At 71.8% G+C, this 24,777-nt stretch carries 19 protein-coding genes; 10 read left to right on the top strand and 9 right to left on the bottom strand.

Annotated elements, in window-relative coordinates; all coding sequences use genetic code 11:
• Window positions 1–242 precede the first annotated feature (242 nt).
• From OHT52_RS19890 to OHT52_RS19875, 4 genes are all read right to left on the bottom strand, one after another.
• On the bottom strand, window positions 243–1,694 hold the full coding sequence (locus OHT52_RS19890; RefSeq protein WP_328721528.1) for a GH1 family beta-glucosidase: 1,452 nt from the start codon (window positions 1,692–1,694) through the stop codon (window positions 243–245).
• Between the two features lie 103 nt (window positions 1,695–1,797).
• Complete coding sequence (locus OHT52_RS19885; RefSeq protein ID WP_443046620.1) at window positions 1,798–2,715, bottom strand: carbohydrate ABC transporter permease; 918 nt, start codon at window positions 2,713–2,715, stop codon at window positions 1,798–1,800.
• Window positions 2,716–2,733: 18 nt separating this feature from the next.
• Complete coding sequence (locus OHT52_RS19880) at window positions 2,734–3,729, bottom strand: carbohydrate ABC transporter permease (RefSeq protein WP_328721527.1); 996 nt, start codon at window positions 3,727–3,729, stop codon at window positions 2,734–2,736.
• Between the two features lie 508 nt (window positions 3,730–4,237).
• Window positions 4,238–5,566 carry an ABC transporter substrate-binding protein gene (locus tag OHT52_RS19875; protein ID WP_328721526.1) on the bottom strand — a complete coding sequence of 443 codons (1,329 nt, stop codon included), beginning with the start codon at window positions 5,564–5,566 and terminating at the stop codon, window positions 4,238–4,240.
• 771 nt (window positions 5,567–6,337) lie between these two features.
• Here OHT52_RS19875 and aspT (OHT52_RS19870) point away from each other — a divergent pair.
• From aspT (OHT52_RS19870) to OHT52_RS19860, 3 genes are read left to right on the top strand one after another with little or no spacing between them, the layout of a single operon-like run.
• On the top strand, window positions 6,338–8,014 hold the full coding sequence (gene aspT / locus OHT52_RS19870) for an aspartate-alanine antiporter (RefSeq protein ID WP_328721525.1): 1,677 nt from the start codon (window positions 6,338–6,340) through the stop codon (window positions 8,012–8,014).
• Entirely contained in the window at window positions 8,015–9,718 is a 1,704-nt protein-coding gene (gene aspT / locus OHT52_RS19865; RefSeq protein WP_328721524.1) for an aspartate-alanine antiporter, read from the top strand.
• A gap of 44 nt (window positions 9,719–9,762) precedes the next feature.
• Complete coding sequence (locus OHT52_RS19860) at window positions 9,763–11,418, top strand: bifunctional aspartate transaminase/aspartate 4-decarboxylase (RefSeq protein ID WP_328721523.1); 1,656 nt, start codon at window positions 9,763–9,765, stop codon at window positions 11,416–11,418.
• A 9-nt stretch (window positions 11,419–11,427) separates the two neighbouring features.
• On the opposite strand, the gene OHT52_RS19855 is transcribed toward OHT52_RS19860, so the two are convergent.
• A complete protein-coding gene (locus tag OHT52_RS19855; RefSeq protein ID WP_328721522.1) occupies window positions 11,428–12,120 on the bottom strand; it encodes a FadR/GntR family transcriptional regulator in 693 nt (230 codons plus the stop codon).
• 186 nt (window positions 12,121–12,306) lie between these two features.
• Between OHT52_RS19855 and OHT52_RS19850 the strand changes: the two genes are divergently transcribed.
• Window positions 12,307–14,064, top strand: coding sequence for a 2-isopropylmalate synthase (locus OHT52_RS19850; protein ID WP_328723820.1), 1,758 nt, complete (start codon window positions 12,307–12,309; stop codon window positions 14,062–14,064).
• 190 nt (window positions 14,065–14,254) lie between these two features.
• Here the strand turns inward: OHT52_RS19850 and OHT52_RS19845 are convergent, their stop codons facing one another.
• On the bottom strand, window positions 14,255–14,833 hold the full coding sequence (locus OHT52_RS19845) for a TetR/AcrR family transcriptional regulator (RefSeq protein ID WP_328721521.1): 579 nt from the start codon (window positions 14,831–14,833) through the stop codon (window positions 14,255–14,257).
• 90 nt (window positions 14,834–14,923) lie between these two features.
• Between OHT52_RS19845 and OHT52_RS19840 the strand changes: the two genes are divergently transcribed.
• Entirely contained in the window at window positions 14,924–15,370 is a 447-nt protein-coding gene (locus tag OHT52_RS19840; RefSeq protein WP_328721520.1) for a DUF1772 domain-containing protein, read from the top strand.
• 149 nt (window positions 15,371–15,519) lie between these two features.
• On the opposite strand, the gene OHT52_RS19835 is transcribed toward OHT52_RS19840, so the two are convergent.
• Both OHT52_RS19835 and OHT52_RS19830 read right to left on the bottom strand, forming a co-directional pair.
• Window positions 15,520–16,446 (bottom strand): spermidine synthase, encoded by a 927-nt coding sequence (locus tag OHT52_RS19835; RefSeq protein WP_328721519.1) that lies wholly within the window; start codon window positions 16,444–16,446, stop codon window positions 15,520–15,522.
• A gap of 122 nt (window positions 16,447–16,568) precedes the next feature.
• Window positions 16,569–17,036: a hypothetical protein gene (locus tag OHT52_RS19830; RefSeq protein WP_328721518.1), complete on the bottom strand. Its 468-nt coding sequence runs from the start codon at window positions 17,034–17,036 to the stop codon at window positions 16,569–16,571.
• 241 nt (window positions 17,037–17,277) lie between these two features.
• On the opposite strand from OHT52_RS19830, the gene OHT52_RS19825 reads away from it, so the two are divergent.
• Entirely contained in the window at window positions 17,278–18,651 is a 1,374-nt protein-coding gene (locus OHT52_RS19825) for a tetratricopeptide repeat protein (protein WP_328721517.1), read from the top strand.
• 40 nt (window positions 18,652–18,691) lie between these two features.
• Here the strand turns inward: OHT52_RS19825 and OHT52_RS19820 are convergent, their stop codons facing one another.
• On the bottom strand, window positions 18,692–19,288 hold the full coding sequence (locus OHT52_RS19820; protein WP_328721516.1) for a histidine phosphatase family protein: 597 nt from the start codon (window positions 19,286–19,288) through the stop codon (window positions 18,692–18,694).
• 368 nt (window positions 19,289–19,656) lie between these two features.
• On the opposite strand from OHT52_RS19820, the gene OHT52_RS19815 reads away from it, so the two are divergent.
• The 4 genes from OHT52_RS19815 to OHT52_RS19800 are packed head-to-tail and all read left to right on the top strand — an operon-like array spanning window position 19,657 to window position 24,737.
• Window positions 19,657–20,610 (top strand): phosphatase PAP2 family protein, encoded by a 954-nt coding sequence (locus OHT52_RS19815; RefSeq protein ID WP_328721515.1) that lies wholly within the window; start codon window positions 19,657–19,659, stop codon window positions 20,608–20,610.
• Window positions 20,495–21,775: a hypothetical protein gene (locus OHT52_RS19810; RefSeq protein ID WP_328721514.1), complete on the top strand. Its 1,281-nt coding sequence runs from the start codon at window positions 20,495–20,497 to the stop codon at window positions 21,773–21,775. Before OHT52_RS19815 ends, OHT52_RS19810 begins: the two co-directional genes overlap by 116 nt.
• Window positions 21,766–23,382 carry a hypothetical protein gene (locus OHT52_RS19805; protein ID WP_328721513.1) on the top strand — a complete coding sequence of 539 codons (1,617 nt, stop codon included), beginning with the start codon at window positions 21,766–21,768 and terminating at the stop codon, window positions 23,380–23,382. Before OHT52_RS19810 ends, OHT52_RS19805 begins: the two co-directional genes overlap by 10 nt.
• Complete coding sequence (locus OHT52_RS19800) at window positions 23,379–24,737, top strand: AAA domain-containing protein (RefSeq protein ID WP_328721512.1); 1,359 nt, start codon at window positions 23,379–23,381, stop codon at window positions 24,735–24,737. Before OHT52_RS19805 ends, OHT52_RS19800 begins: the two co-directional genes overlap by 4 nt.
• Window positions 24,738–24,777 lie beyond the last annotated feature (40 nt).

Below are 24,777 nucleotides of genomic sequence, written 5' to 3'. Positions count from 1 at the left end.
GCTGCCGAAGAGCACCAAATTTGGGAGCGCTCCCAATCGTACGGGACGCCTCTCGGACACACGAAGACCCAGCTGCGTTCACAGCCGGGTCTTCGTGGCGGGGGGCGTGTGGTGCGCCCCTCGCGGACGCAGGTGGGCGGGGAGGCCGTCTGCGCCGAGGGGGTGTCAGGAGGAGTCGCGGCCGGTCAGGCGGCCGCGACTCCTCCCGCACCCCCGGGCTTCGCGGCGCGGGTGCGGACGCGTCAGGCCTGCGGGAGTCCGTGACGGCGGATCACGTCGGAGTACCAGTGGGCGCTCGCCTTGGGGATGCGGGTCTGCGTCGCGTAGTCGACGTAGACCATGCCGAAGCGCTTCGAGTAGCCGTACGCCCACTCGAAGTTGTCCATCAGCGACCAGAGGAAGTAGCCGCGGACGTCCACACCGTCGGCGATGGCGCGCCGGACGGCGTCGATGTGGCCGTGCAGGTACGCGATGCGCTCCGGGTCCTCGACGCGGCCCTCGGGCGACACGTAGTCGTCGAAGGCGGCGCCGTTCTCGGTGACCATGAGCGCGACGTCCGGGAACTCGCGGGCGGTGTCGACCAGCAGGGCGTGCAGGCCGTCGGGGTCGATGGACCAGTCCATCGCCGTGACGGGCTTGCCGTCCGCCTTGTGGAAGGCGACATGCTCCGAGCCGGGCCAGGGCGAGTGCGAACTGTCTCCGTGGGCGTGGCTGTTGCTCTCCGCGCCACCGCCCGAGGGGTCGGTGACCAGGGTCGGCGCGTAGTAGTTGATACCGAGGACGTCGAACGGCCGCGAGATCGTCGTCAGGTCGCCGTCGTGCACCAGCTTCGACCAGTCGACGAGGTGCTTGGTGTCGGCGATCAGGTCCTCGGGGTAGGCGCCGTGCAGCATCGGGCCGGTGAAGACCCGGTTGCCGACGGCGTCGATGCGGCGGGCCGCGTCGACGTCACCGGGGGCGTCGCTGAGCGGGCGCACCTGGTGGAGGTTGAGGGTGACCGAGGTCTGCGCGCTGGCGGGGATGGAAGCGCGCAGAGCCTCGATCGCCCGTCCGTGGGCGAGGTTGAGGTGGTGGGCCGCCTGGAGCGCCGCGCCCGGGTCGGTACGGCCGGGGGCGTGGACGCCCGAGCCGTAGCCGAGGTAGGCGGAGCACCAGGGCTCGTTGAGCGTGGTCCACGTGCCGACGCGGTCGCCGAGGGCGCCGGCCATGATCGCCGCGTAGTCGGCGAACCGCTCGGCGGTGGCGCGCTCGGGCCAGCCGCCGGCGTCCTCCAACTCCTGCGGGAGGTCCCAGTGGTAGAGGGTCGCGACGGGCTGGATGCCCGCTTCGAGGAGCTCGTCGACGAGCTTGCGGTAGAAGTCGAGGCCGCGCTCGACGGCCGGGCCGCGGCCGGTGGGCTGCACGCGGGACCAGGAGATGGAGAAGCGGTAGGCGCCGAGGCCCAGCCCCTTCATCAGCGCCACGTCGTCGCGGTAGCGGTGGTAGTGGTCGCCGGCGATGTCACCGGTGTCGCCGTTGCGGACCTTGCCGGGGGTACGGGAGAAGGTGTCCCAGATGGACGGGGTGCGGCCGTCCTCCGAGGCGGCGCCTTCCACCTGGTAGGCGGCGGTGGCAGCGCCCCAGATGAATCCGGGCGGGAAGACGAGGGCGTCGGCGGCCTGCTTGGGGGCGAGGTCAGGGCGTACAGCGGTCATGCGGGAGCGCTCCCATGGATGAAGGGGAAGAGGGGGGTCCGGGGCCCGCGCGGGCACCTGTGGGGGCGTCGCGCGGGTCACCGGAGGTGCGGGCCGGGGGTTCTCAGCCCTTGACCGCGCCGGACATGATTCCACCGACGATCTGCTTGCCGAAGATCACGAACACCACGAGCAGGGGCAACGTGCTGATCAGGGCGCCCGCCATGACGATCGACTGGTCCGGCGTGTAGGAGGCGCTCAGCTGACCGAGGGCCACCTGGATCGTGGGGTTCGCCTGGCTGAGCGCGAGGTACGGCCAGAAGAAGTCGTTCCACGCCTGGACGAAGGTGAGCATGCCGAGCACCATCATGGCGGGGCGGGCCACCGGGAGCACCACGCTGAGCACGATGCGGAAGTTGCTCGCCCCGTCGATCTTGGCGGCCTCGATCAGCTCGTACGGAAGCGCCTCCAGCAGGTACTGCCGCATGAAGAAGACGCCGAACGCGCTGACCAGGGTCGGGAAGATCACCGACTCCAGCTTTCCGCTCCAGCCGATGTCCGCCATCATCATGAACAGCGGGACGACGCTGAGCTGCGGCGGGATCGTCAGGGTGGCGATGACCGCGGTCATCAGCCAGCCGCGGCCCTTGAAGCGCATCTTGGCGAAGGCGTAGCCGGCGAGCGTGCAGAAGAACAGGGTCGCGGCGGTGATGGACGCCGAGACGATGAGGGTGTTGACGATGGCCTTGCCGAGGCTGGCGCCTTCCCAGGCGGCCTGGAGGTTGTTCCAGAGCCGGCCGCCCGGCAGGAACGGCGGCGTGCTGGCCAGGACCTCGTCCTGCGTGTGCGAGGCGGCGACGAACGTCCAGTACAGCGGGAGGATCGAGCCGATGCCGATGACGATCAGCGCGATGTACGTGAACGGGCCGGCCTTGTGGGTGTCGCCCGCGCCCATGGCGAGGCGGGCCTTGCGCGGAGCGCGCCGGTCCGGCTTCGGACGGCCCGGGGCGGAGACCTTGGCGGGGGTACTGGTGATGGTCATGAGAGGTATCGCTCCCGGTCAGGCCGCGGAACGGCGTACGAAGCGGCTGATGATCCAGTTGATCAACGCGATGGCCAGCAGGAGGGCGAGCATGGCCCAGGCGACGGCGGCCGACAGGCCGAGGTGCCCCAGGTTCCAGCCGTAGTTGTAGAGGTAGATGCTCAGCGTCTCGTACTGGTTCTCGGTACCGCCGGTGGCGCCGATCGCGCCGCCTTCCAGCAGCAGGGGCTCACCGAACAGCTGCATGGAGCCGATGGTGGAGATGACGATCGTGAAGAGGATCGTCGGCCGCAGCGAGGGAATCGTCACCTTGAGGAACTGCTGCCAGCGGTTGGCACCGTCCAGGGAGGCCGCCTCGTAGAGGTCGCCCGGGACCGCCTGCATCGCGGCGAGGTAGATCAGCGCGTTGTAGCCGGTCCAGCGCCAGATCACCATGACGGAGATGGCGATCTTCGAAGTCCAGTGCCCGTTGGCCCAGTTGGTGTCACCGAAGCCGACGAAGTCCAGGACGTAGTTGAGGATACCGCCGTCGGTCCGGAAGACCAGGGCGAAGACGAGGGCCGCGGTGGCGACCGAGGTCGCGTACGGCGTGAGGATGACGGTGCGCCAGAAGGTGCTGGCCCGCAGCTTGTAGTTCAGCAGGTGGGCCAGGCCCAGCGCCACGAGCAGCTGCGGAACGGTGGAGATGACACCGATCACGAAGGTGTTGGTGACGGCCGTCCAGAACTCGGAGTCCTGGAAGATCTTCGTGAAGTTGTCGAATCCGACCCATTCCATCTGGTCCATGCCGGTCATCTCGACGCGGTGGAGGGCGATCCAGCCGGTGTAGATGAGCGGGTAGAGGCCGAAGGCCCCGAAGATCAGGAAGAACGGCGCGATGTACGCGTACGGGGACGCCTTGTCGTCGAACCGCCACAGCCGGCTCCGCCAGGTCTGCCGGCTGCTGGCCGGCTTCTGTCGGGAACCACGGGGCGGCGGGACGTAGGCGTCCCGGGTGGGGGTCGAGGTTGCCACGGGCGGGAGTCCTTCCCTGGGGTGCGCCGGCGGGCGCTTCGATCGGTACCGGGCCGGCCCGGGAGCGGGACGGTGCGTCCCGGTGCGGTGCGGAGCGGTGCCGGTCGAGTAAGACGGGGTGGGCGGAGCCGGTCGTACCCGGGGCGGGCCTGTGCGGGGCCGGCCGGTACGAGCGGGATGGTGCGGGCGGGGTGGTGCGGTACCGGCGGGCGGGGCCGGTGACCGAGGTGCGCGACGGCCGGGGAGGGCCGGTGGTTCAACCGTGCTTCCGGCCGGGGAGGGCCGGTCGTCCGGCCGTGCCGCGGGCCGGGAGGGGCCCGGGGCTCAACCGGGTGGGGCCAGGTGGTGTGCACCCGGCCCCGTACGTGGGCGGGCGTACGCCCACGCACGGGGGCGGGCGCACGCCGAGGGCTGTCCGGGGACGTGTATCCGTCACGCACCCGTCAGGGAGTGCCGGACAGCCCTGTGGCGGTGCGGGTGGCCCGTGGGCCGCCCGCACCGCCGTGGATCAGCCGAGGACCTTGTCGATCTTCTCGACCGCGGTGTCCCACGCCTTGTCGGGCGCGGTGCCACGCTGCTCCATGTTGTTGATCTCGGTGGAGATGGTGTCCTTGATGGTCGCGTCCTTCGCGCCGAGGACGGCCTCGGGGATGGACTTGGCCTCACCGGCGTAGATCTCGCCGATGGGGGCGTCGTTGAAGTACGGCAGCTTGGCGTCCTTGACGCCCGGCAGGTCGTACGCACCCGTGTTGGACGGGAAGGAGCCGATCGCCTTGAAGACGGCGGCCTGCTGCTCGGGGGCGGTCAGCCAGGCGACGAGCTTGATGGCCTCGTCGACGTGCTTGCCGGAGCTCGGAACACCGAGGAAGGAGCCACCCCAGTTGGCGGCGGTGGAACCGGGCGCGCTGGTGATGTTCCACTTGCCCTTGTTGGCCTCACCGGCGTTGACCGAGATCTGACCGGCCATCCACGCCGGGCAGGCGACGGTGGCGATGGTGCCCTTGCGGAGGGCGGCCTTCCACGGGTCACCGAACTGCGCGATGCCCTGCGTCAGCTTCTTGTCGGCAGCCTCGGCGGCCAGGTTCCAGCCCTGCTTGACGCTGGGGCTGTCCTTGTAGATCGCCTTGCCGTCCTCGTCGTAGTACTGCTTCGCGCTCGAGCTGACGACGGCGTTGAACATCGCGCTGGCGGAGTCCATGAAGAAAGTGCCCGCGGGCGCCTTCGCCTTGTACTTCTCACCGAGAGCGATGTAGTCCTCCCAGCCACCCTTGATCAGGTTGGCGACCTCGGTGCGGTCGGTCGGCAGACCGGCCTTCTCGAAGAGGTCGGTGTTGTAGCAGAGCGACATCGGGCCGATGTCCGTGCCGGCACCGATGAGCGCACCACTGGCGGTCGTGGCCTGCTTGGCCTTCCACGACACGAAGTCGGTCGGGTCGATCGCCTTGCTCAGGTCCGCGAACTGGTCCGCCTTGGTGTCGGTGATCTCCTTGATGCGACCGACCTCCAGACCCTGGACGTCCGCCAGCCCACTGCCCGAGTTCAGCTGCTGGAGCAGCTTCGGGTAGTAGTTCTTCTCCTCGGCCGTGGTGTTTTCCTTGACCGTGATGTTCGGGTGGAGCTTGTGGTACTCGGCGAAGAGGTTCGCTTCCTTGTACCCGAACTGGCCGAAGTCGGCGACGGTCAGAGTGATGTTGCCGCCTGCGGCGTCGGTGCTGCCGCTGTCGTCGTCAGACGAGTCGCTGCAACCGGCGAGCAGAAGGGCGGTGGCCGTCAGGCCAGTGGTGGCCACGATCGCGGCTCTACGGCGTCGACCTGCGACGTTGCGGGTGATGCGCATTCCACTACTCCTATATCCAGGGTGTGACTGGCGGTTGGCTCACTGCGGGACCCGGGCGCCGTGAGTGCCGCGCCAGGTGTTACTGGGGGGAAGCACGGGCAGTGCCGATCACACGTAAAAACGGGTGTGCGATGTGGGAGCGCTCCCATGCGCCGATGACGGAAGGTTGCTGCCTCAAGGGGGTGGGTGTCAAGACTTGAAGACGCTTCCGTTGCGTGAGCGTGTCCGGCAAGTCACGAGACCGTGTCCCGCACAGGGCTTGCCAATTGGCGGAGTCGTGGGGGCGTTGACGCCCCGTCATCGAATCACCGCAGGTGAGAGCATGTTTGCTTGCGTGGTCCGGCTCCATCGGCCGAAACCCGCCATCCCTCGTCGGACCGTGGCGCGTGGCCGGTTCTTTACCCGGCCCACGCGAAAGTAGGCCGCCGAAAAGTGAACAGGGACCCCGCCGGAAACAATCTCGGCCGCCGACTGTGGCCCGATCGTGTTCTTTCCTCGAAGGCCACCGAGGGCACGGACGCCCCTGCGGGAACCACCCCGGAGACCGGGGGACAACCGGAATCCCACCGGGCCCCCTCCGGCCGGGCCGCCGGTACGTCCTCGGAAGCCCTCCCGCTCCGGGGCCGACCCATGGCCGGAAGTACTCCCGCCCGGCGCCCCGCGGTACCCGCTCACCCACGGCGGGCCGACATGCCCTCCCTCCGCACCCTTGCTAATTTCCCCTTTATGTCAATCATCATCACTTTCGTCCCCTGCGAGGTCTGACGCGTCATGGGGGTCATCCGAGACCACCCCGAACTCGCCCTGTTCCTCTGTCTCGCCGTCGGTTACCTGGTCGGCAAGGCCCGCGTGGGTCCGATCACCCTCGGCGGGATCTGCGGCACGCTGATCGTCTCGTTGCTCCTGGGCACCCAGCACGTCAGCGTCGACGAGGACGTCAAGACGGTCTTCTTCGCCCTCTTCATCTTCTCCCTCGGTTACATGGCGGGACCGCAGTTCTTCGCCAACCTGAACCGCCGCAGTCTGCGCTACTTCGCCCTCTGCCTCATCGAGCTGGTCTGTGTGCTCGGCATCGCGTACGGGCTGGCCAAGGGCTTCGACCTGGACGTCGGCACGGCGGCCGGCATCCTCGCCGGGGCCGCCACCGAGTCCGCGGTCGTCGGTACGGCCACCGAGGCCATCGGCAAACTCGGCGACCTGACCGCCGACCAGATCAGTCGGTACCAAGGGCACGTCGCCACCGCCTACACGGTCTGCTACCTCTTCGGCCTGATCACCATCGTGCTGCTGACCAGCCAGATCATGCCGATGCTGATGCGCATCAACCTGGCGGACGCCTCCCGCGAACTCTGGGAGCGGATGCGCGGCGGCTCCGCCGGGCTGGAGTCCGACGAGCGGGAGGCACTGCCCGGCACGGTCGGCCGCACGTACCTGGTGACGCTCGCCGACGGGCGCACCGTGGGCGAGCTGGAGCAGGCGCTCGGCGGCCGGGTCACGGTCGAGGGCATCAAGCGGGGCAGCAAGCTCCTCACCCCCTCCCCCGGGCTCGAACTCACCCTCAGCGACCTGGTCCAGGTCGTGGGGCGGCGGGCGGCGATCATCGAGGCGGGCCGCGAGATCGGCCCCGAGACGCCCTCCGTCCCCGGGCTGGACACCCCGCTCGCCACCAGCCAGGTCGCCGTGACGGAGAAGTCGACGCACGGCAGCTCCATCGACGCCCTGGAGCGTACGCACCCCGAGTTCCGAGAGGACGGGGTCTACATCACCGATGTGGTCCGCAACGACCAGCACCTCCCTGCCACCGGGGAGACCACGCTCTACCGGGGTGACGTCCTCACCCTGGTGGGCGCGCGGAACGGCCTGAAGAAGGTGGTCGCGAAGATCGGAGCGGTGGTCAAGAACGACTCCACCGACTTCATCTACCTCGGACTCGGCATCGTGGCCGGCTCCCTGCTCGGCCAGGTCGTCGTCTACGCCGGGGACATCCCCCTGTCGCTCGGCACGGGCGGCGGCTGTCTGATCTCGGGGCTGCTCTTCGGATGGTTCCGTTCACGCAAGCAGACCTTCGGCGCGTTCCCCCCGCAGGCCGCGACGACCCTGAAGGACATGGGCCTCGCCGTCTTCATCGCCTGCACCGGCCTGGCCGCGGGACCTCAGGCGTGGCCGCTGCTGAAGGAGTACGGCGCCCTGCTGCCGTTCGCCGGGATCGCCATGGTGCTGGTGCCCGCGACGCTCTCCCTGATCGTCGGGCGCAAGCTGCTGAAGATCGAGAAGCCGCTGCTGATCGGCGCCATCGCCGGACAGCAGTGCTCGACGCCCGCGATCACCGCCGTCACCCAGGTGGCGCAGAGCTCGGTGCCTCTGCTCGGCTACACGATCACGTACACGCTCTCCAACTTCCTGCTGCCACTGACCGGACCGATCCTCGTCGGCGTCCTGGGGGCCTGAATGATCGACTTCCTGAACCGGAACGTCTTCGAGCCCCATCCCGAACTCCTGGTCTTCCTGGTGGTCGCGCTGGGGTTCCTGCTGGGAAAGGTGCGCTACCGCACCATCGCGCTGGGCGTGGTCACCGGCTGTCTGGTGGCCGGGCTGGTGCTCGGCGCGCAGTTCAAGATCCAGATCGACGACACGCTGAAGAACCTGTTCTTCATCATGTTCCTGTTCGCCCTCGGCTACCGCGTCGGCCCGCAGTTCTTCCGCGGCCTGCGCAAGGACGGGCTGCCCCAGGTGCTCAACGCCGTCGTCGTCTGCGTGTCCGGACTGCTGATCTCCTGGCTCTTCGCGAACATGCTCGGGTACGGCCCCGGGCTCGGCGCCGGACTGATGAGCGGCGCCCTCACCCAGTCGGCGGCCATCGGGGTCGCGCAGGACGCGATCGGCTCGTTGCCGGGGCTCTCGTCCGCCCAGGTGAAGTCGGAGGAGAACCTGGTCGCCGTCGGGTACGCGGTGACGTACCCGCTCGGCACGATCCTCTGCGCGATGCTGCTCGCCAACGTCCTGCCCCGGCTCTACCGCCGCGATCTGGCGAAGGAGAGCGCCGATCTGGCCGCGGAGCTCGACGCTCCCGACGAGAGCCCCGACGAGGGCGAGGGCTACTACGAGGTGGTGCTGCGCGCCTACCGGGTGGAACGTCCCGACCTCGTCGGCCGGACCGTCGAGGACGTCGAACGGCAGCAGCAGGGGTTCGGCCGCCGGATCTACATCACCGCGGTCCGGCGGGACGGCACGGTGCTGGAGCAGTCGCAGGCGCGGGTCCTGGAGACCGGAGACACCGTCGCCGTCAGCGCGCTCCGCCACGACCTGGTGGAGTTCGACGCCCGTACCCACATCGGCGCGGAGGCCGACGACGTGGAACTGCTCGGCTACCGCACCGAGTCGCTGCACGTCGTCGCCTCGGAGAAGGCCCAGCTCGGCCGCACGATCGAGGAACTGCGCCGGGAGCCCTTCATGGTGGGGGTGTACGTCGACCGTCTCTACCGGGCGGGCTCGGAGTTCCCCTACCGGCTGACCACCCAGGTGGAGCGGGGCGACACCCTCGTCCTGACCGGTCCGGAACGGCTCGTCGGGCCTGCCGGGCGGGCGATCGGCAAGCCCGTGCCGACCAGCTTCGCCACGGACATGGTCTGGGTCGGCCTCGGCATCTTCCTCGGCGGCTGCCTGGGCATCCCCGCCCTCACGGCGGGCGGCGTCCCGATCTCGTTGTCGACCTCGGGGGGCGGGCTCATCATGGGGCTGGTCTTCGGCTGGATCCGCGCCAAGTACCCGACGTACGGGAACGTGCCGCCCGGCGCCCAGTGGTTCATGGACACCCTGGGTCTGTGCGTGTTCGTGGCCGTCGTGGGCATCAACGCCGGGCCGAGTTTCACGAGCGGTCTCTCGGAGGCCGGCTGGGGCCTGCTGCTGCTCGGCGCGGTGGCGACCGTGGTCCCGCTGCTGGTGGGTTTCCTGTTCGGGCACTACGTCCAGCGCATCAAGTTCCCGATCCTGATGGGCGTGCTGGCCGGCGGCCAGACCACCACGGCGGCGATCGGTGCGATCAACGAAACGTCGAAGTCCCAGATCCCCACCCTCGGTTACACGATTCCGTACGCCGTCGGGAACGTCCTGCTGACCGTGTGGGGCGCCGTGATCGTCCTCCTCAACCACTGAAACCCCAGCCCTCAGACTCCAGCCACCCGGAAAGGGACACCGCCATGCCCAGGACCAGCCTCAGCCGGGAAGAGATCCGGTCGTACGCACGGCTCAGCCCGTTCGAGCTCAAGGACATGTTCATCAGGATCGCCCAGACCTCGCAGAGCGACCAGCCCGGCCAGAAGGGGCAGGCGATGCGCGTGATGCTCAACGCGGGCCGGGGGAACCCGAACTGGGTGGCGACCGGGCCGCGCGAGGCGTACCACGCACTCGGCTACTTCGCGCTCTCGGAGTGCAAGCGCGTGTGGACGGCGGACAACCTCGGCGGGATGCCCGAGCAGAAGGGCTGCGCCGAGCGCTTCGCCTCCTTCGCGCGGGCCCACCCGGACCTGCCGGGGATGGAGCTGCTGCAGGCGTCGTTCGAGCTCGCCGTGAAGCGTTTCGGCTTCGACCCCGACGCCTTCGTCCACGAGATGGCGGACGCGTCGATCGGCGACAACTACCCGGTCCCGGACCGCATCCTGCACCATACGGAGAGGATCGTGCGGGCGTACGTGGCCGACGAGATGTTCGACCACCGGCCGCCCGAGAACCAGACCCTGAGCCTGTTCGCCACCGAGGGCGGCACGGCCGCGATGTGCTACGTCTTCGACTCGCTGATGAAGAACGGCATCCTGGCGAAGGGTGACCGGATCGCCCTCATGGTGCCGGTGTTCACGCCGTATCTGGAGATCCCCGAGCTCGACACGTACGACTTCGACGTGGTGCGGGTGGAGGCGAGCCTCTTCACGGAGACGGGCGTGCGGCAGTGGCGGTACCCGGAGGAGGAGGTCGCCAAGCTGGCCGACCCCTCGGTGAAGCTGGTGTGCTGCGTCAACCCGAGCAACCCGCCCTCGCTGGCGCTCTCCCAGCGGGTCGCCGACCAGATCGCGGGAATCGTGGCGGACGCGAACCCGGGTCTGATCGTGGTGACCGACGACGTCTACGGGACGTTCGTGGAGGGCTTCCGCTCGCTCGCCGCCGACCTCCCGCGCAACACCCTGCTGGTGTACTCGTACTCCAAGCACTACGGCGCGACGGGCTGGCGGCTCGGGGTGATCGGGCTGCACGACGACAACGTGATCGACGAGATGCTCGCGGCGCACTCCCCGGAGTGGAAGGAGCGGCTCGACCGGCGGTACGGGACGCTCTCGCTCGAACCGGAGAAGATCCGTTTCATCGACCGGCTGGTGGCCGACTCCCGCCAGGTGGCGCTGAACCACACCGCCGGGCTCTCGCTGCCCCAGCAGGTGATGATGGTGCTGTTCTCCCTCTTCGACATGCTGGACCAGGGCCAGGCGTACAAGCACCGGATCCGCGCCATCGTCCGCCAGCGGCTCGAACTCCTTTTGGAGGGAGTGCACATGAAGGTCTCGGAGGACCCGAAGCGTGCGGCCTACTACATCGAGCTGGACCTGCTCGCGGAGGCCGAGCGGGTGCGCGGCAAGGCGTTCGCCGACTTCCTGAAGCAGAACTACGAGCCGGTGGACCCGCTGTTCCGCCTCGCCGAGCAGACCGGCGTGGTGCTGCTCAACGGCGGCGGTTTCGACGGACCCGAGTGGTCGGTACGCGTCTCCCTCGCCAACCTCGACGACCTGGACTACCTCCGGATCGGCCACCACCTGCGCGTGATCTTCGACGAGTACGCGCAGGAGTGGCAGGAGAGCACGGAAGGCTGAGGGCTCCGCTCACGCACCGCGCAGGAGGGCGAGGGTGGCCTCCAGGTCGGTCCTGGTCAGGCGTTCGGCCGCCTCCCCGTCCCCCTCGACGACGGCCCGCACGAGCGCGGCGTGGGTGTCCTCGCCGTGGCCCGGGTGCTCGGCGCGCACGTCGAGCAGGTCGACCAGGTCGATGAGCCCCTGCCGCAGCGCGGGGGCGAACTCGCCGAAGAGGTCGGTGAGTACGGGATTGTGGGCGGCGGCCACCACCGCGCGGTGGAGTGCGATGTCGGCGTCGACGAACTCCGCGTCGCCCCAGCCGCTCGCGGCCCGGCGGGCGGCCATGGCCGCGTCCAGGGCGACGACGTCGTCCTCGGTGCGGCGCTCGGCGGCGAGCCGGGCGGCCTGCACCTCGATGAGCATGCGGACCTCGTAGATGTCGGTGACCGCGGCCCGGCGCAGCCGCGCCGGCCAGTCCTCGTGCGGTCGGTCGGCGACGACGAAGATGCCGGCTCCCTGGCGGGACTGGAGCATGCCGGTGGCGGCGAGGGTGCGGACGGCCTCGCGGACGGTGGAGCGGCCGACGCCGAGGGCCTTGGCGAGGGTGGTCTCCCCCGGGATCTTCGTGCCGACCGGCCACTCGCCCCCGGTGATCCGTTCGCGCAGATGGGCGGTGGCCTGGTCGACGAGGGGGCTGGGGCGGAGGGGGCCGAGGGAGGACACGCGTTTCACCTGTCGGGTTGTCTGAAGACTTGAACTGTGCCTACTGTACCGCCATGACGCTCAGCGGTCTCCTTCTTCTCGGTTGCCGCGGCGGGGCCTGAAGCGACCGGCACCCCGCCGCGGGGTGCCGTGCTGTGCCGGTCGCATCCGGCCACCCGTGAAGGAACTCCCGTCCCGATGCCCACGATGCACAGCTTCCCCACCCTCCGTACGCCGCGCGGCCCGGTGCCCGCCGGCTCCCCGGCCTGGAACCCGCAGCGCGCCAGCGACATGCCCTCGCACCGCTACCGGTCCGCCTTCGACCGGGTGCACATCCCCTCCCTGGAACGCGGCTGGCCCGACGCGCGGATCGAGAAGGCGCCCCTGTGGGTGCCCGTCGACCTGCGCGACGGCAACCAGGCGCTGGCCGAGCCGATGGACACCCCGCGCAAGCGCCGGATGTTCGACCTGCTGGTCACCATGGGGTTCAAGGAGATCGAGATCGGCTACCCGTCCGCGAGCCGGACGGACTTCGACTTCGTCCGCCACCTGGTGGAGAGCGACGCGATCCCGGGAGACGTGACCCCCGTCGTCTTCACCCCGGCCAAGCCGGACCTGATCGCGCGGACCTTCGAGTCGGTGGCCGGGATGGACCGCGCGGTGGTCCACCTCTACATCCCGACCGCCCCGGTCTGGCGCGACGTCGTCCTCGGCCGGGACCGCGCCCAGGTGTGGGCGACCGTGCGGGAGGCCGCCGAGCTGATGGACCGGCTGGCGGGCGAACACCCCGCTACGGACATCCGGTTCGAGTTCTCGCCCGAGGTCTTCGTACTCACCGAACCGGACTTCGTCCTGGAGGTCTGCAACGGGCTGACGGCCCTGTGGGACGCGTCCCCGGACCGGCCGGTGATCCACAACCTGCCCGCCACGGTGGAGATCGCGACGCCGAACGTCTACGCCGACCAGATCGAGTACATGCACCGGGCCCTGGACCGCCGGGACTCGGTGATCCTCTCCGTCCACCCGCACCACGACCGGGGTACCGGGGTGGCCTGCGCCGAACTCGCCGTACTGGCGGGCGCGCAGCGGGTGGAGGGCTGTCTCTTCGGCAACGGCGAGCGCACCGGCAACGTCGATCTGGTGAACCTGGCACTGAACCTGCACGCCCAGGGGGTCGACCCGATGGTGGACTTCTCGGACATCGACGAGATCCGCCGCACGGTCGAGCACTGCAACCGCCTCGCGGTGCCGCCGCGCCACCCGTACGCCGGGGACCTCGTGTACACCGCGTTCTCCGGCACCCACCAGGACGCCATCAGCAAGGGGTTCGCGCACCACGGGCGCACCGGCTCGCCGGCCTGGGACGTGCCGTACCTGCCGATCGACCCGGCGGACGTGGGGCGCGGCTACAAGGCCGTCATCCGGGTCAACAGCCAGTCCGGCAAGGGTGGGATCGCCCATCTGCTGCACAGCTCCCACGGCGTGGACCTGCCCGCCCGGATGCGGGCCGACTTCTCCCGCACGGTGCAGCGGGCGACCGACGACAGCGGCCTGGAGGCGACGGGCAAGGACCTGTGGGAGCTGTTCGCGGCGACGTACCTGACGCCGGGCCAGGACGGGCCGGTGGCGCTGGAGGCGTGGACCGCCGACGTCACCACCGACGGGGAGCACCGGTTCGCGTGCACCCTGCGCACCGGGGACGGCGGCGGGCACGCGACGGGCGACTACGAGGGCACCGGCAACGGCCCGCTCTCCGCGTTCGTCCGCGCGCTGGCGGGCGCCGGTCACGAGGTGGAGATCCTCGACTTCACGCAGCACGCGACGGCCGCCGGCCGGGACAGCCATGCGATGGCGTACGCGGAGTGCCGGGTCGGCGGCCGGACGGTCTGGGGCGCGGGCCGGGACACCTCGGTGCTGACCGCCTCGGTGCTGGCGGTGCTCTCGGCGGTGAACCGGGCGGGGTGAGGCGGAGGTTCGACGCCGGGGCACGCGAGCCCGGCCCGGTCCGGACGAGAGACCCCCGAGGGCTTTCGTCCGGACCGGGCGGGACCGGACCATGAAGCCGCGCCGTGTGGACGCCGGCGCCCGCAAGGGCACCGCGTCCACACGGCTGCCGGCGCCCGAGGGTCCGGCCGCATGCCCTCGGGGACGCCGCTCAGACCACGGCGAGACGGTCCACCAGGAGCTCCACCCTCCGCGCCGCGTCCTCCGGCAGCAGCCGACCCGCCCGGGTCAGGGTGGCGAGGCCGTGCAGGGACGCCCAGAACACCTCGGTGAACAGCCCCGGGTGGACGTCCGCCCCGGCGACCTCGCCGAGGCTCTCCACCAGTGCGGCGAAGGCGTCCTTGAGCGGCTCCGGGGTGTCCTCCCGCGCGTAGGCGAGTCCGCCGTCGAGCTGGAAGATGGCGTCGTAGACCGCCGGATGGCGTTCCGCGAAGACGAGGTAGGAGCGGGCGAGGGCGGTGACCCGCTCGCGCGGACCGTCGGCCTTCGACGGCGCGGCTCGCAGCGCCGCGGCCAGCTCCGTGGCGCCGTCGAGGGCGACCGCGCCGATGATCTCGCGCTTGCCGCGGAAGTGGCTGTAGAGGACGGGCTGGCTGTATTCGATGCGCTCGGCGAGTCGGCGGGTGGTGACCGCGTCCCAGCCCTGCTCCTCCGCGAGTCCGCGAGCCGTCGCCACGATGAGGCGCTCGCGCTCCGCCCGTTCGCGCCGCTTGCGTTCTTGTACCGACATGACTCGATCCTAGCATCGCTAGACATGGGAGCAGTGGCAGCGCTAGCGTCGCCCTGTCATCTAGCAACGCTAGAACCTGGAGGGATCGCCATGCTCGACGTGCTTGAGGTCGTCACCACCGTGGTCGTCGGCGTGATGGTGGGGGTGGAGTTCTCCGTCGCCTTCGTCATGAAACGCATCCTCGACGCGCTCCCGGAGGACAGTGGTCAGCTCGGCCACGCACACGGGGGCCGGATGCTCGGCGCCGTGATGCCGTTCTGGTACATCGGCTCGCTCGTTCTCGTCGGCGTTCTGGCCGCCGCCGAGTGGCACCACCACGGCAGTGGCCTCCTCGTCACCGCCGGCGCACTGCTGTTCCTCAGCGTGGTCATGTCGATCCTGCTGCTCCTCCCGATCAACGGCCGGAACAAGACGTGGACCCCCGAGAACCGGCCCGAGGACTGGAAGCAGCAGCTGAACCGTTGGGGGCGGTGGCACTACGTCCGCGTCGCCGTCCTCGTCGCCGCCTTCACCCTGCTGGTCGCCGCCCTCGCCTGAGCCCGCGGGTCCACCGGCCCGGCCGTGGGCCGCGACCGCTCGGCCGCTCCCCCGAAGCGCGGCACCGCCTCGGTCCACCGCCGCCCCGGTCCACCCGCGGGACCCGCACACTGGGGCCGTCCTCCATCCTGGCCCCGGGACGTCCGGAGTCAGTCGAACGCCGTCGGCGGCGGCGCCGGGGACGCCTTGGCGCCCGCGTCGGTGACGACCGCCGCACCGCCGGTGAAGTCGGCCAGCGCGCGGCCGTGTTCGACACGGCCGGGATGCGGGTCGGTGGCGACGCGGCGGGTCAGTTCGGCGACGGCGACGGGCCGGTCGGAGGCGACGAGCACGGCGTTGCCGAAGCGGCGCCCGCGCCACACCGTGGGGTCGGCGGCGAGTGCCAGTTCGGGGAAGTGCGCGGCGGCGGTGGCGATCTGGCCGCGCAGATGGGCCAGCGGCGGGCCGTCCGCGAGGTTGGCGACGTAACTCCCGCCGGGCTTGAGGGCCCGGCGCACCTCGGCAAGGAACTCGGTGGTCGTCAGGTGCGCGGGGGTACGGGCCCCGCCGAACACGTCGGCGACCACGAGATCGGCCCAGCCGTCGGGTATCTTGCCGAGCCCTTCCCGGGCGTCCAGGGCGCGGACACGGACCCTGGCCTGCGGGTCGAGCGGCAGTTCCCGACGCACGAAGGCGACGAGCGGCGCGTCGATCTCGACGATCTGCTGCGTGGAGCGGGGGCGGGTGGCGGCGGTGTACCGGGCGAGGGTGAAGGCGCCGCCGCCCAGGTGCAGGACGTGCAGCGGGGTCCCGGGGGGTGCGGCGAGGTCGATGACATGGCCGATCCTGCGCTGGTACTCGAAGGAGAGGTACGTGGGGTCGTCGAGGTCCACGTGGGACTGCGGGGCACCGTCGAGCAGGAGCGTCCAGGCGTTCCGGCGCTCCTTGTCGGGGGCGAGTTCGGCGTGGCCGCCGTCGACGGCGGCGGTGAGCGCCTCCCGCCCGCGCCCGGCCCGCCCGGACCGCTCCGCCCGCTCGGCCCGGTCCGCCCGCTTGTCGGGCTTCGCGTTCCCCGCGGCCCCTCCTCGACGTGCCACGTGCGTCCGCCCTCACCGCTCGGTCCGGCCGGTTCCGCGTCCTCGTCGCGCGGCGCCGGCGGGGGCGGGGGCACCCCCGGGGGCGACCCCGGGACAACCCCGCCCACCTGGACATTATGGGCTCAGCGGCAGTTGTCGGCCGCTTCGATCATGCGGGCCGCCTGGTCGAGCGCGACCCGGAGGGCCGCGGGGTCGGTGACCGGGGCGTCGTCGGCGGGCGGCAGCAGCCAGCCGGTTCCGGAGACGGGTGCCTCCTCGGGGAGGCGCAGCCCCCGGCCCTCGGTGCTGGTACACGCGCTGCCCGGCACGTCCCACCCCTCGGCGGTGCCGGGCGGCACCAGGAAGCCGACGGTGTCACCGGCTCCGTCGTGGAGTACCGGTCCCACCGCGACGAGGTCGGCGCCCCGGCGCAGGATGTCCACGGCCTCCAGCCCCTGCCGGGCGGGGACGGTGACGAGATCGCACAGGTGCGCGGCGCACCCCTCGATCGGGTCCGATGTCGCGTGCGGCGGAACGGCCTGCCGTGCCCCCGCGTCCTTCGAGGTGGCCGCAGTGGTCCGTGGGCCGGTCTCCGTGCCGAGGTGAAGCATGGAACCCCTCCTGTCGTCGCCGAACGGAGCCACGCCCCGTCTCCGCATGGACCAACGCGCCGACCGCGTCAAGGGCTACGGTGCCGAGCCGCCGCAAAGGGTGGCAGTTCATGGCGGATCACGGCCGAGATGCCCCCCTTTGTCGTGAAACGCTGTGTGAAGGGTCCGTCACACCAGGTACGTTCTTGCTCCGCCGGGCCACCTGAGGCATACGTCCGGCTGCACCAGAGAGGGCCACGCCATGGTGTCGTCACGGGCCGTTCCCAACCTCGTCTTCCGCCAGTTGCGCGGAGCGCGCTCGGCGGGAGAGTTCGCGGCGGCCGTCCGCAGGGCCGCCCGCGAGATCGGCGAGCAGGTCGCCTGCGACGCCCGCTACATCGGTCGCGTGGAGTCCGGCGAGATCCGCTGCCCGAACTACGCGTACGAACGGGTCTTCCTGCACATGTTCCCCGGCACCACCCTGGGGGACCTGGGCTTCCCGGACCGGGAGAGCGTGCGCGGACGTTCGGCGCGCACCCGCGTACCGGCGGCCTGGAGACCCCTGTCCGGGGACACGGCTCCGGCCCTCTCCGTACCCAGCGACATCGAGGAGAGCGACGTGCTGCGTCGCGTGTTCATGACGAGCGGCACCACCAGTGTGGCGACCGCGTCGATCGGGCTCGGCGCCCACCGGGCCGCCGGCACACCGATCGTCCTGCCCGCCCAGCGACGGGCCGGCGAAGCCGAGGTGCGGTCCGTGGAGGAGGCCGTGCGCGAGATCCGCGTCCTCGACGACCAGCACGGCGGCGACGGGCTCTACCGGCGTGCCGCTCAGCCGCTGCGGGCCGCGTACGCCCTGCTCGACTCCGGTACGCCCACCCGCCGCACCACCGCCGACCGGCTGCACGCCGGGGCCGGCGAGCTGGCCCTGTCGGTGGGCTGGCTGGCCCACGACTCGGGGCGGTTCGACGACGCGCGCTCGTACTACGCGGAGGCGCTGGCCACCGCCCGGGTCGCGGGCGACGCCGCGCTGGAGGCGCACGCCTTCTGCAACACGTCGTTCCTGGCCCGCGACGCGGGGCGGCCGAGGGAGGCGGTCCGGGCGGCGGAGGCCGGGCAGCGGGCGGCCCGCTCGGTCGGCTCGCACCGGCTGCTGGCCCTGCTCGCCCTGCGCGAGGCGGGCGGCCGGGCCGGGCTCGGGGACCGTACGGGATGCGACCGGGCGATCGCGCGGGCCCGGGCCGCCTTCGACCGGGGGCCCGCCGAGCGCGACCCGGAGTGGATGAGCTTCTTCCGCGAGGCGGAGATGCACCTGCTGGAAGCGCAGTGCTGGTCGGCCCTGGGCGACTGGCCCCGGGCGGCCCGGCACGGCCGGCGGGCCACCGCGCTGCAGGACCCGCACTTCACCCGGAACCTCGCGCTCTACCGCGCCCAACTGGCGGGCGACCTGGCCCGGGCCGGTGCGGCGGAGGAGGCGGTCCGCTCGGCCCATCAGGTGCTGGACCTGCTGGACCGGGTCCGGTCCACCCGCATCAGCGGGATGCTGGCGGGGACGGTACGCGTCCTGGGCGCCGACCGTGACACGACGGCGGTGGCGGGCCTGCTGGAGCGCTACCGGGCCGTGCGCCAGGGCTGAACACGGCGGCGGGCAGTCGGCCGGCCCGGTGGCGGGCCGCTCAGCGTTCCAGGTGACCGGTGTCGTTCCACCGCTCGACGGCGGGCATCCCGTAGGCCCAGCCCAGCACGGACAGCGAGGTCGGCTCCAGCCGGACGCGGGCGCCGAACATCAGGTCCTCGCCCAGCCAGCGCGCGGCGAGCGACCGCAGGATGTGGCCGTGCGCGAAGACGAGGACGTCGCGTTCGCCGGTGCGCACCCGTTCGACGACCCCGTCCGCGCGGGCCGTGATGTCGGCGGTGGACTCCCCGCCGGGAACGCCGTCGCGCCAGATCAGCCAGTCGGGCCGGTCCGCCTTGATCTGCGCGGGGGTGAGGCCCTCGTAGTCCCCGTAGTCCCACTCCATCAGCGCGTCCCAGGTCTCGGCCCGGTCCCCGAAACCGGCCAGCTCGCAGGTCTCGGATGCCCGTACCAGCGGGCTGGTGCGGACGTCGGTGTCCGGCAGCCCGGACCAGGGCGCCCGGTGCAGCCGCTCGCCGAGCAGCTTGGCGCCTTCGCGCCCCGAGTCGAGCAGCGGGATGTCGGTCCTGCCGGTGTGATTGCCCTGGACCGACCACTGGGTCTGGCCGTGCCGGGCGAGCAGGATGCGCGGTGCCATGAGCGGGCTCTCCCTGAGAACTGGGGGACTGCGGGTGGGCGCCGGCCGGACCACGCTGTCCGGACGCCGGGGAGGGACGCGCTTTGGCCTTCGGGCGGTGCGGCAGTCCCCCGTCCATCATCCCGCATCGTCGCGAGCGGGCGTGAGGGCCGCCCTGCCGGGCACTCGGCATACAGCGAGGGGCCGGGCAACCTCGCGGTTCGTCCGCACGTCCCTCTCTTCGCGGCACCCCGGCCGCCGTCGGCGCCGTCGGCGGCGGGCCGGGGGCAGCGGTGTGCGAAAGGGACCCCCCGGGGGATATCGCGACCGACGACCGCCGTACGGTTGAACGCCCGCCGTCGGACGCTTGAACAGGGGAGAGCCACCGGATGCCGCACGCCACACCCGCACGCGCCTCCGGCCGCCCCCGCTGGTGGACGGAGCTGCCGCTGATAGCGGTGGTGTACGGGCTCTACTCGGTCGGCCGACTGCTGGTACGCGGGGACATATCGACCGCCGTCGACCACGGGCTCGCGATACTCCGGCTGGAGAAGTCGCTCCACCTGAACTTCGAACACCCGCTCAACCGGCTGTTGACCGCCCACTCCTCCGTGGGGATACCCGCCGACTTCGCGTACGCCTCGCTGCACTACCTCGTCACCCCGGCGCTGCTCTTCTGGATGTACCGGCGCCGCGCCGCCGCCTACCGCGCGGCCCGCACCTGGCTGCTGACCTCCACCCTGATCGGCCTGATCGGCTTCACGCTGATGCCGACCTGTCCGCCCCGCCTCCTCGACGCCGGACACGGGTTCGTCGACACCATGGCGCAGTACAGCTCCTACGGGTGGTGGGGCGCGGAGGCGAGCGCCCCGCGCGGACTCGGCGGCATGACCAACCAGTACGCGGCGATGCCCAGCCTGCACGTGGGGTGGGCGCTCTGGTGCGGGGTGCTGCTGTGGCGGTACGGACGGCATCCGCTGCTCCGCGCGCTCGGCGTCCTCTATCCGCTGACGATCGTCTTCGTGGTCATGGGCACCGCCAACCACTACTTCCTGGACGCCGTGGCGGGCGTCGCGGTGATGGGCGTGGGCGCGCTGCTGACCCGCCCGGTGATGCGGGCCGCCGCCACGGTCTCGGCCCGGCTGCGGGCCTTCGTCTCCCGGCCGGGGGACACGGTTCCGGCGACACCGTCCCCGATTGTCAGTAGCGGATGCGAGACTTCGGCGGGTGAGCGATTCCCCGGCCGGCGGACCCCCTCCGCACATTCCAGCGACGCGCCCGAAGCCTCCGGCTCCCCCGGCCGCGCGGCCTCCGGCGACAGCGCTCCGGCAGCGGCTCGCTGAGCTGCGCGGCCCCACGGTCGCCCCGCATCCGCTGGACGCCCGCGCACTGGCCGCCCTCGCCGCCAACCCCGGTTGCGAACGGCGGGCGCTGCTCGACGGCGCCGGTGTCGACAAGACCGGTCTGGCCGAGGCGCTCGGCTCCCCCTCCGGTTTCGGCCAGTCCCAGTTCGCGTTCATGCGGGGCAACGCCTTCGAAGCGCGGGTCAAGGCGGACGGCGGCACCGAGCTGCTGCGCCTGCTGCACGAGAGCCTCGGCGTCGGCGGTGAGCCGCCGCAGGGGGCCGAGGTCCCCGATCTGACGGCGGCAGGCCCCGAGGGCCGGACGGCCCGGACCGCGCTGGCCCTGCGCGAGGCGACCGGGGCCGGCGGCTGGACGCTGCTGGACCATCCGATGCTGGCGCTGGAGGTGGCGGGTTCGCCCGCGTATCTGGAGCCGGACGCGGTGGTGGTGCGTCCGGACGGCCGGTGGACGGTCATCGAGATCAAGTCGTTCCCGATGATCGACGGTTCGGCCGACGCGGCGAAGGTCGGTGCCGCCGCCCGGCAGTCGGCGGTCTACGTGCTGGCCCTGGAGGCGGTCGCCGCCCGCACGGAGGGTGCCGAGGTGGCGCACGACGTCCTCCTCGTCTGCCCCAGGGACTTCTCCAACCTGCCCACCGGCTCCCTCGTGGACGTGCGCAAACAGCGCGCGGTGACCCGGCGCCAGCTGACCCGGCTCACCCGCATCGAGGAGATCGCGGCCCTGCTCCCCGAAGGGGCGAGTTTCGATCCGGAGTGCTCGGCCGAGGAGCTGACCGCCGCCGTCGAGGCGGTTCCGGCGGCGTACGCCCCCGAGTGTCTGGCCGCCTGCGAGCTCGCGTTCCACTGCCGGGCGAAGTCCCGGGCCCGGGGTGCCGTACGGACGCTGGGGCGCGGGGTGAGCGGTGAGCTCGGCGGGCTGACCACGGTCCGCGCGGTGCTGGACGCGGCGGCGGGCAAGGAGGGCGATCCGGCCGACCCGGCCGTCGCGGCGCTCCGCCGGGCGGCGGCGCTGCGCGCCGAGGCGCTGGAGGGCGCGGCGGCCCGGCACGCGCACGCACCGCAGGACACGGCGCCGGAGGGCGTGCCGTCGCGAGGCACGGCACCGGCAGGCACCGCTCGGGAAGGCACGGCTCCATGTCACTGATCAGCACCCTGGCCCGGATGGAGGCCGTGGACAGCGGGCGGGCCCAGCCCCTGGCGACCGTGCGCCACCGGCATCTGACCGACCGGCCGCTCGTGCTGGTGCCGCTGACCACGTCCGGTGAGGCGGGTGCCCCGCTGGGGGCGCTGGTGGGTACGGACCGGGAGGCGCCGACGCTGCTGGCGGTGGCGCAGCCGCGCGACCGCGATCTGCGGTTCGCCTTCCTGGCGGAGCTGGCCGAGCTGGTGCTGCCGCACATCGAGGCGTACGCGGACGTGGTGGAGCCCGCCGAGCGGAGCGAGACCGATCCGGAGACCGGGAAGAAGGTCAAGGTAGAGGTCGAGCTGTGCGTGGACGCGGCGCAGCTGATCGTGCCGAGCCGGGCGGGCATCGACCTGGTGCGGCTGCTGGGGCGGTCGATGCGGTTCCGGCGTACCGCCGAGGACGATCCGGACACCCCGTATCCGGCGCCGCCCCGGGTGCCGTTGCTCGGCCGCTGGCTGACGCACTACGCGGAGCGGGCCCGGGTGCCGGGTTCCTCGATGCTGCTGGCCACCACGGATCTGCTGAACCGCCATTGGGCGACGGGGCAGAGCAGTGTGGAGGACCAGCACCTGGGGGCGCTGCTCGCCTGGATCGATCCGCCGGACGGCTCCTCGGGGGCGGAGGCGGCGCTCCGGGCGGAGCTGGATCGGAACCGGGGCGGGCAGTTGGTCTGCCCGCCCGCCGGTCCGGCCACGGACCCCGCCTTCGACAACCGGCTGCTGGCGCCCGCGATCGAGCGGTTCGACCGTGCCCGCACCGCGCTCGCGGCGGTCGAGGACGGGGTGGAGGCGGACGTACGGCTCGGGGAACTGCACGCCGCCGAGCGGGAGATCCGTTCGCTGCTGGCGGGGGTGCTGCTGCCGACCTGGGACGCGGTGTGGCGGGGGCTCGACCGGCTGCGGGAGCTGCCGGAGGGGGCGAGGGCCGAGGAGCGGTGGACGGGAGACCGCTGGTCGTTCACCGGCCACCGGGACAAGGTGCGTTCGGGCGAGCCGCCGCAGCCCCGCCGGGACGACGCGGTGACGGCGGCCAGGAAGCTCTCCTCCCGGGAGACCGCACAGGCGCGCCTGGACGCCCAGGAGGCGTTGGACGACCCGCTGGTGCTGGCCGCCCGCCGGCTGAACGGCGAGGCGTTCGTCGGTGAGGTGACCGGGGTGGAGATGGCGTACACCGAGTCGAAGCGCCCCTCCCCGCGCCCGCTGGTCACGGTCCGCACCACCGAGCGCCCGCAGTTGGGCGAGCGGACGAAGGTGTACCGCTCGCTGGACGGAAAGCCGCAGTCGGCGGAGTTCGTGGGGTACGCGCAGGAGCCCAAAGAGGCCGCGGAGGACGGCTCGGACGTACTGCTGGTGCTGCGTGTCCTGGACCGGATGGGGCGCGGCAAGGAGCCGGCCCCCGGATCGCTGCCTTCGGCCGGCGAGCGCACGGTGTGGACGCTGTTCGAGCACGAGCAGCGCGGCGGTCCCGTGCTGCCGGACGCGGAGGAGACCCCGTGGACGCACGGCGGTCCGCCGGGCGCGTCCGCCGAGCGGCCCGACGCCGTGACCCCGGAGGATGTGCTGTGACCGACGTACGCAGGGCCGAAAAGGCTGCCTCGGCCGGGGCGTTCGACCCGGGCGCGGCGGCGGCGCGGGCCACCGCCGCGATCCTCCACGACACCCTGCACGGCGACGCCCGGGGTGTCGTGGTGAACTCCCCGCCAGGCGCGGGCAAGTCCACCCTCGTGGTCCGCGCCGCGCTGGAACTCGCCTCCGCCGGGCGCCCGTTGATGGTAATCGCGCAGACCAACGCCCAGGTCGACGATCTGGTGCTGCGGCTCGCGGAGAAGGAGCCTCAGCTGCCGGTGGGGCGGCTGCACAGCAGCGACTCGGACCCGTACGACAAGGCGCTCGACGATCTGGAGAACGTCCGGAAATCGGCGAAGGCGGCCGATCTGGCCGGGCTCGACGTGGTCGTCTCGACGGCCGCGAAATGGGCGCACGTGAAGAACGTGGAGCCGTGGGGGCACGCGATCGTCGACGAGGCGTACCAGATGCGCTCGGACGCCCTGCTCGCGGTGGCCGGTCTCTTCCGGCGGGCGCTGTTCGTGGGCGACCCCGGGCAGTTGGACCCGTTCTCGATCGTGGGGGCCGACCAGTGGGCGGGGCTGAGCCACGACCCGTCGGCGAGCGCCGTCTCCACCCTGCTGGCGCACAACCCGCTTCTGCCGCAGCACCGGTTGCCGGTCTCCTGGCGGCTGCCGGCCTCGGCCGCGCCCCTGATCTCGGAGGCCTTCTACCCGTACACCCCGTTCCGCAGCGGCACGGACCACGGGGACCGGACGCTGTCGTTCGCCGAGGCGTCGGACGGTTCGGGGCCCGACCGGGTGCTGGACGTGGCGGCGGAGTCCGGCTGGGGGCTGCTGGAGCTGCCCGCCCTGCACACCCCGCGCACCGACCCGGAGGCGGTACACGCGGTGGCGCTGGTGGTCCGCAGGCTGCTGGACCGGGGCGCCACCGCGACCAGCGAGCGCTCGGCGGACCCGGTGCCCGTGACGGCGGACCGGATCGCGGTCGGTACGGCCCACCGCGACCAGGCCGCGGCGGTGCGCGCGGCGCTCGCCGAGCTGGGGGTCACGGGCGTGTCGGTGGACACCGCGAACCGTCTCCAGGGGCGGGAGTTCGACGTCACGGTGGTGCTCCATCCGCTCTCCGGGCGGCCCGACGCCACCGCCTTCCACCTGGAGACGGGCCGGCTCTGCGTGCTGGCCTCCCGCCACCGCCATGCCTGCGTCGTGGTGTGCCGGGCGGGGGTCGCGGACCTGCTGGACGCGCATCCCTCCACGGAGCCGGTACAGCTCGGCGTGGAGGTGAAGTTCCCGGACGGCTGGGAGGCCATGCAGTCCACCTGGGAGCACTGGTCGGAGCATCGGGTGTCCTGAAGCGCGCCTCGTCCTGAGCCGGTTGACGGCCCGGCCCGGG

This window comes from Streptomyces sp. NBC_00247, assembly GCF_036188265.1.
In the GTDB taxonomy this organism is placed as follows: Bacteria; Actinomycetota; Actinomycetes; order Streptomycetales; family Streptomycetaceae; genus Streptomyces.
Note: the sequence above shows the minus strand (reverse complement) of the source record. Positions and strands in the feature narration are given on the sequence as shown.

Coding starts and splice junctions, on each gene's coding strand:
- OHT52_RS19885 (WP_443046620.1), bottom strand. CDS start 2,715: ATGACCATCACCAGTACCCCCGCCAAGGTCTCCGCCCCGGGCCGTCCG.
- OHT52_RS19890 (WP_328721528.1), bottom strand. CDS start 1,694: ATGACCGCTGTACGCCCTGACCTCGCCCCCAAGCAGGCCGCCGACGCC.
- OHT52_RS19850 (WP_328723820.1), top strand. CDS start 12,307: ATGCACAGCTTCCCCACCCTCCGTACGCCGCGCGGCCCGGTGCCCGCC.
- OHT52_RS19860 (WP_328721523.1), top strand. CDS start 9,763: ATGCCCAGGACCAGCCTCAGCCGGGAAGAGATCCGGTCGTACGCACGG.
- OHT52_RS19820 (WP_328721516.1), bottom strand. CDS start 19,288: ATGGCACCGCGCATCCTGCTCGCCCGGCACGGCCAGACCCAGTGGTCG.
- OHT52_RS19825 (WP_328721517.1), top strand. CDS start 17,278: ATGGTGTCGTCACGGGCCGTTCCCAACCTCGTCTTCCGCCAGTTGCGC.
- OHT52_RS19830 (WP_328721518.1), bottom strand. CDS start 17,036: ATGCTTCACCTCGGCACGGAGACCGGCCCACGGACCACTGCGGCCACC.
- OHT52_RS19805 (WP_328721513.1), top strand. CDS start 21,766: ATGTCACTGATCAGCACCCTGGCCCGGATGGAGGCCGTGGACAGCGGG.
- aspT (WP_328721525.1), top strand. CDS start 6,338: ATGGGGGTCATCCGAGACCACCCCGAACTCGCCCTGTTCCTCTGTCTC.
- OHT52_RS19845 (WP_328721521.1), bottom strand. CDS start 14,833: ATGTCGGTACAAGAACGCAAGCGGCGCGAACGGGCGGAGCGCGAGCGC.
- aspT (WP_328721524.1), top strand. CDS start 8,015: ATGATCGACTTCCTGAACCGGAACGTCTTCGAGCCCCATCCCGAACTC.
- OHT52_RS19840 (WP_328721520.1), top strand. CDS start 14,924: ATGCTCGACGTGCTTGAGGTCGTCACCACCGTGGTCGTCGGCGTGATG.
- OHT52_RS19875 (WP_328721526.1), bottom strand. CDS start 5,566: ATGCGCATCACCCGCAACGTCGCAGGTCGACGCCGTAGAGCCGCGATC.
- OHT52_RS19815 (WP_328721515.1), top strand. CDS start 19,657: ATGCCGCACGCCACACCCGCACGCGCCTCCGGCCGCCCCCGCTGGTGG.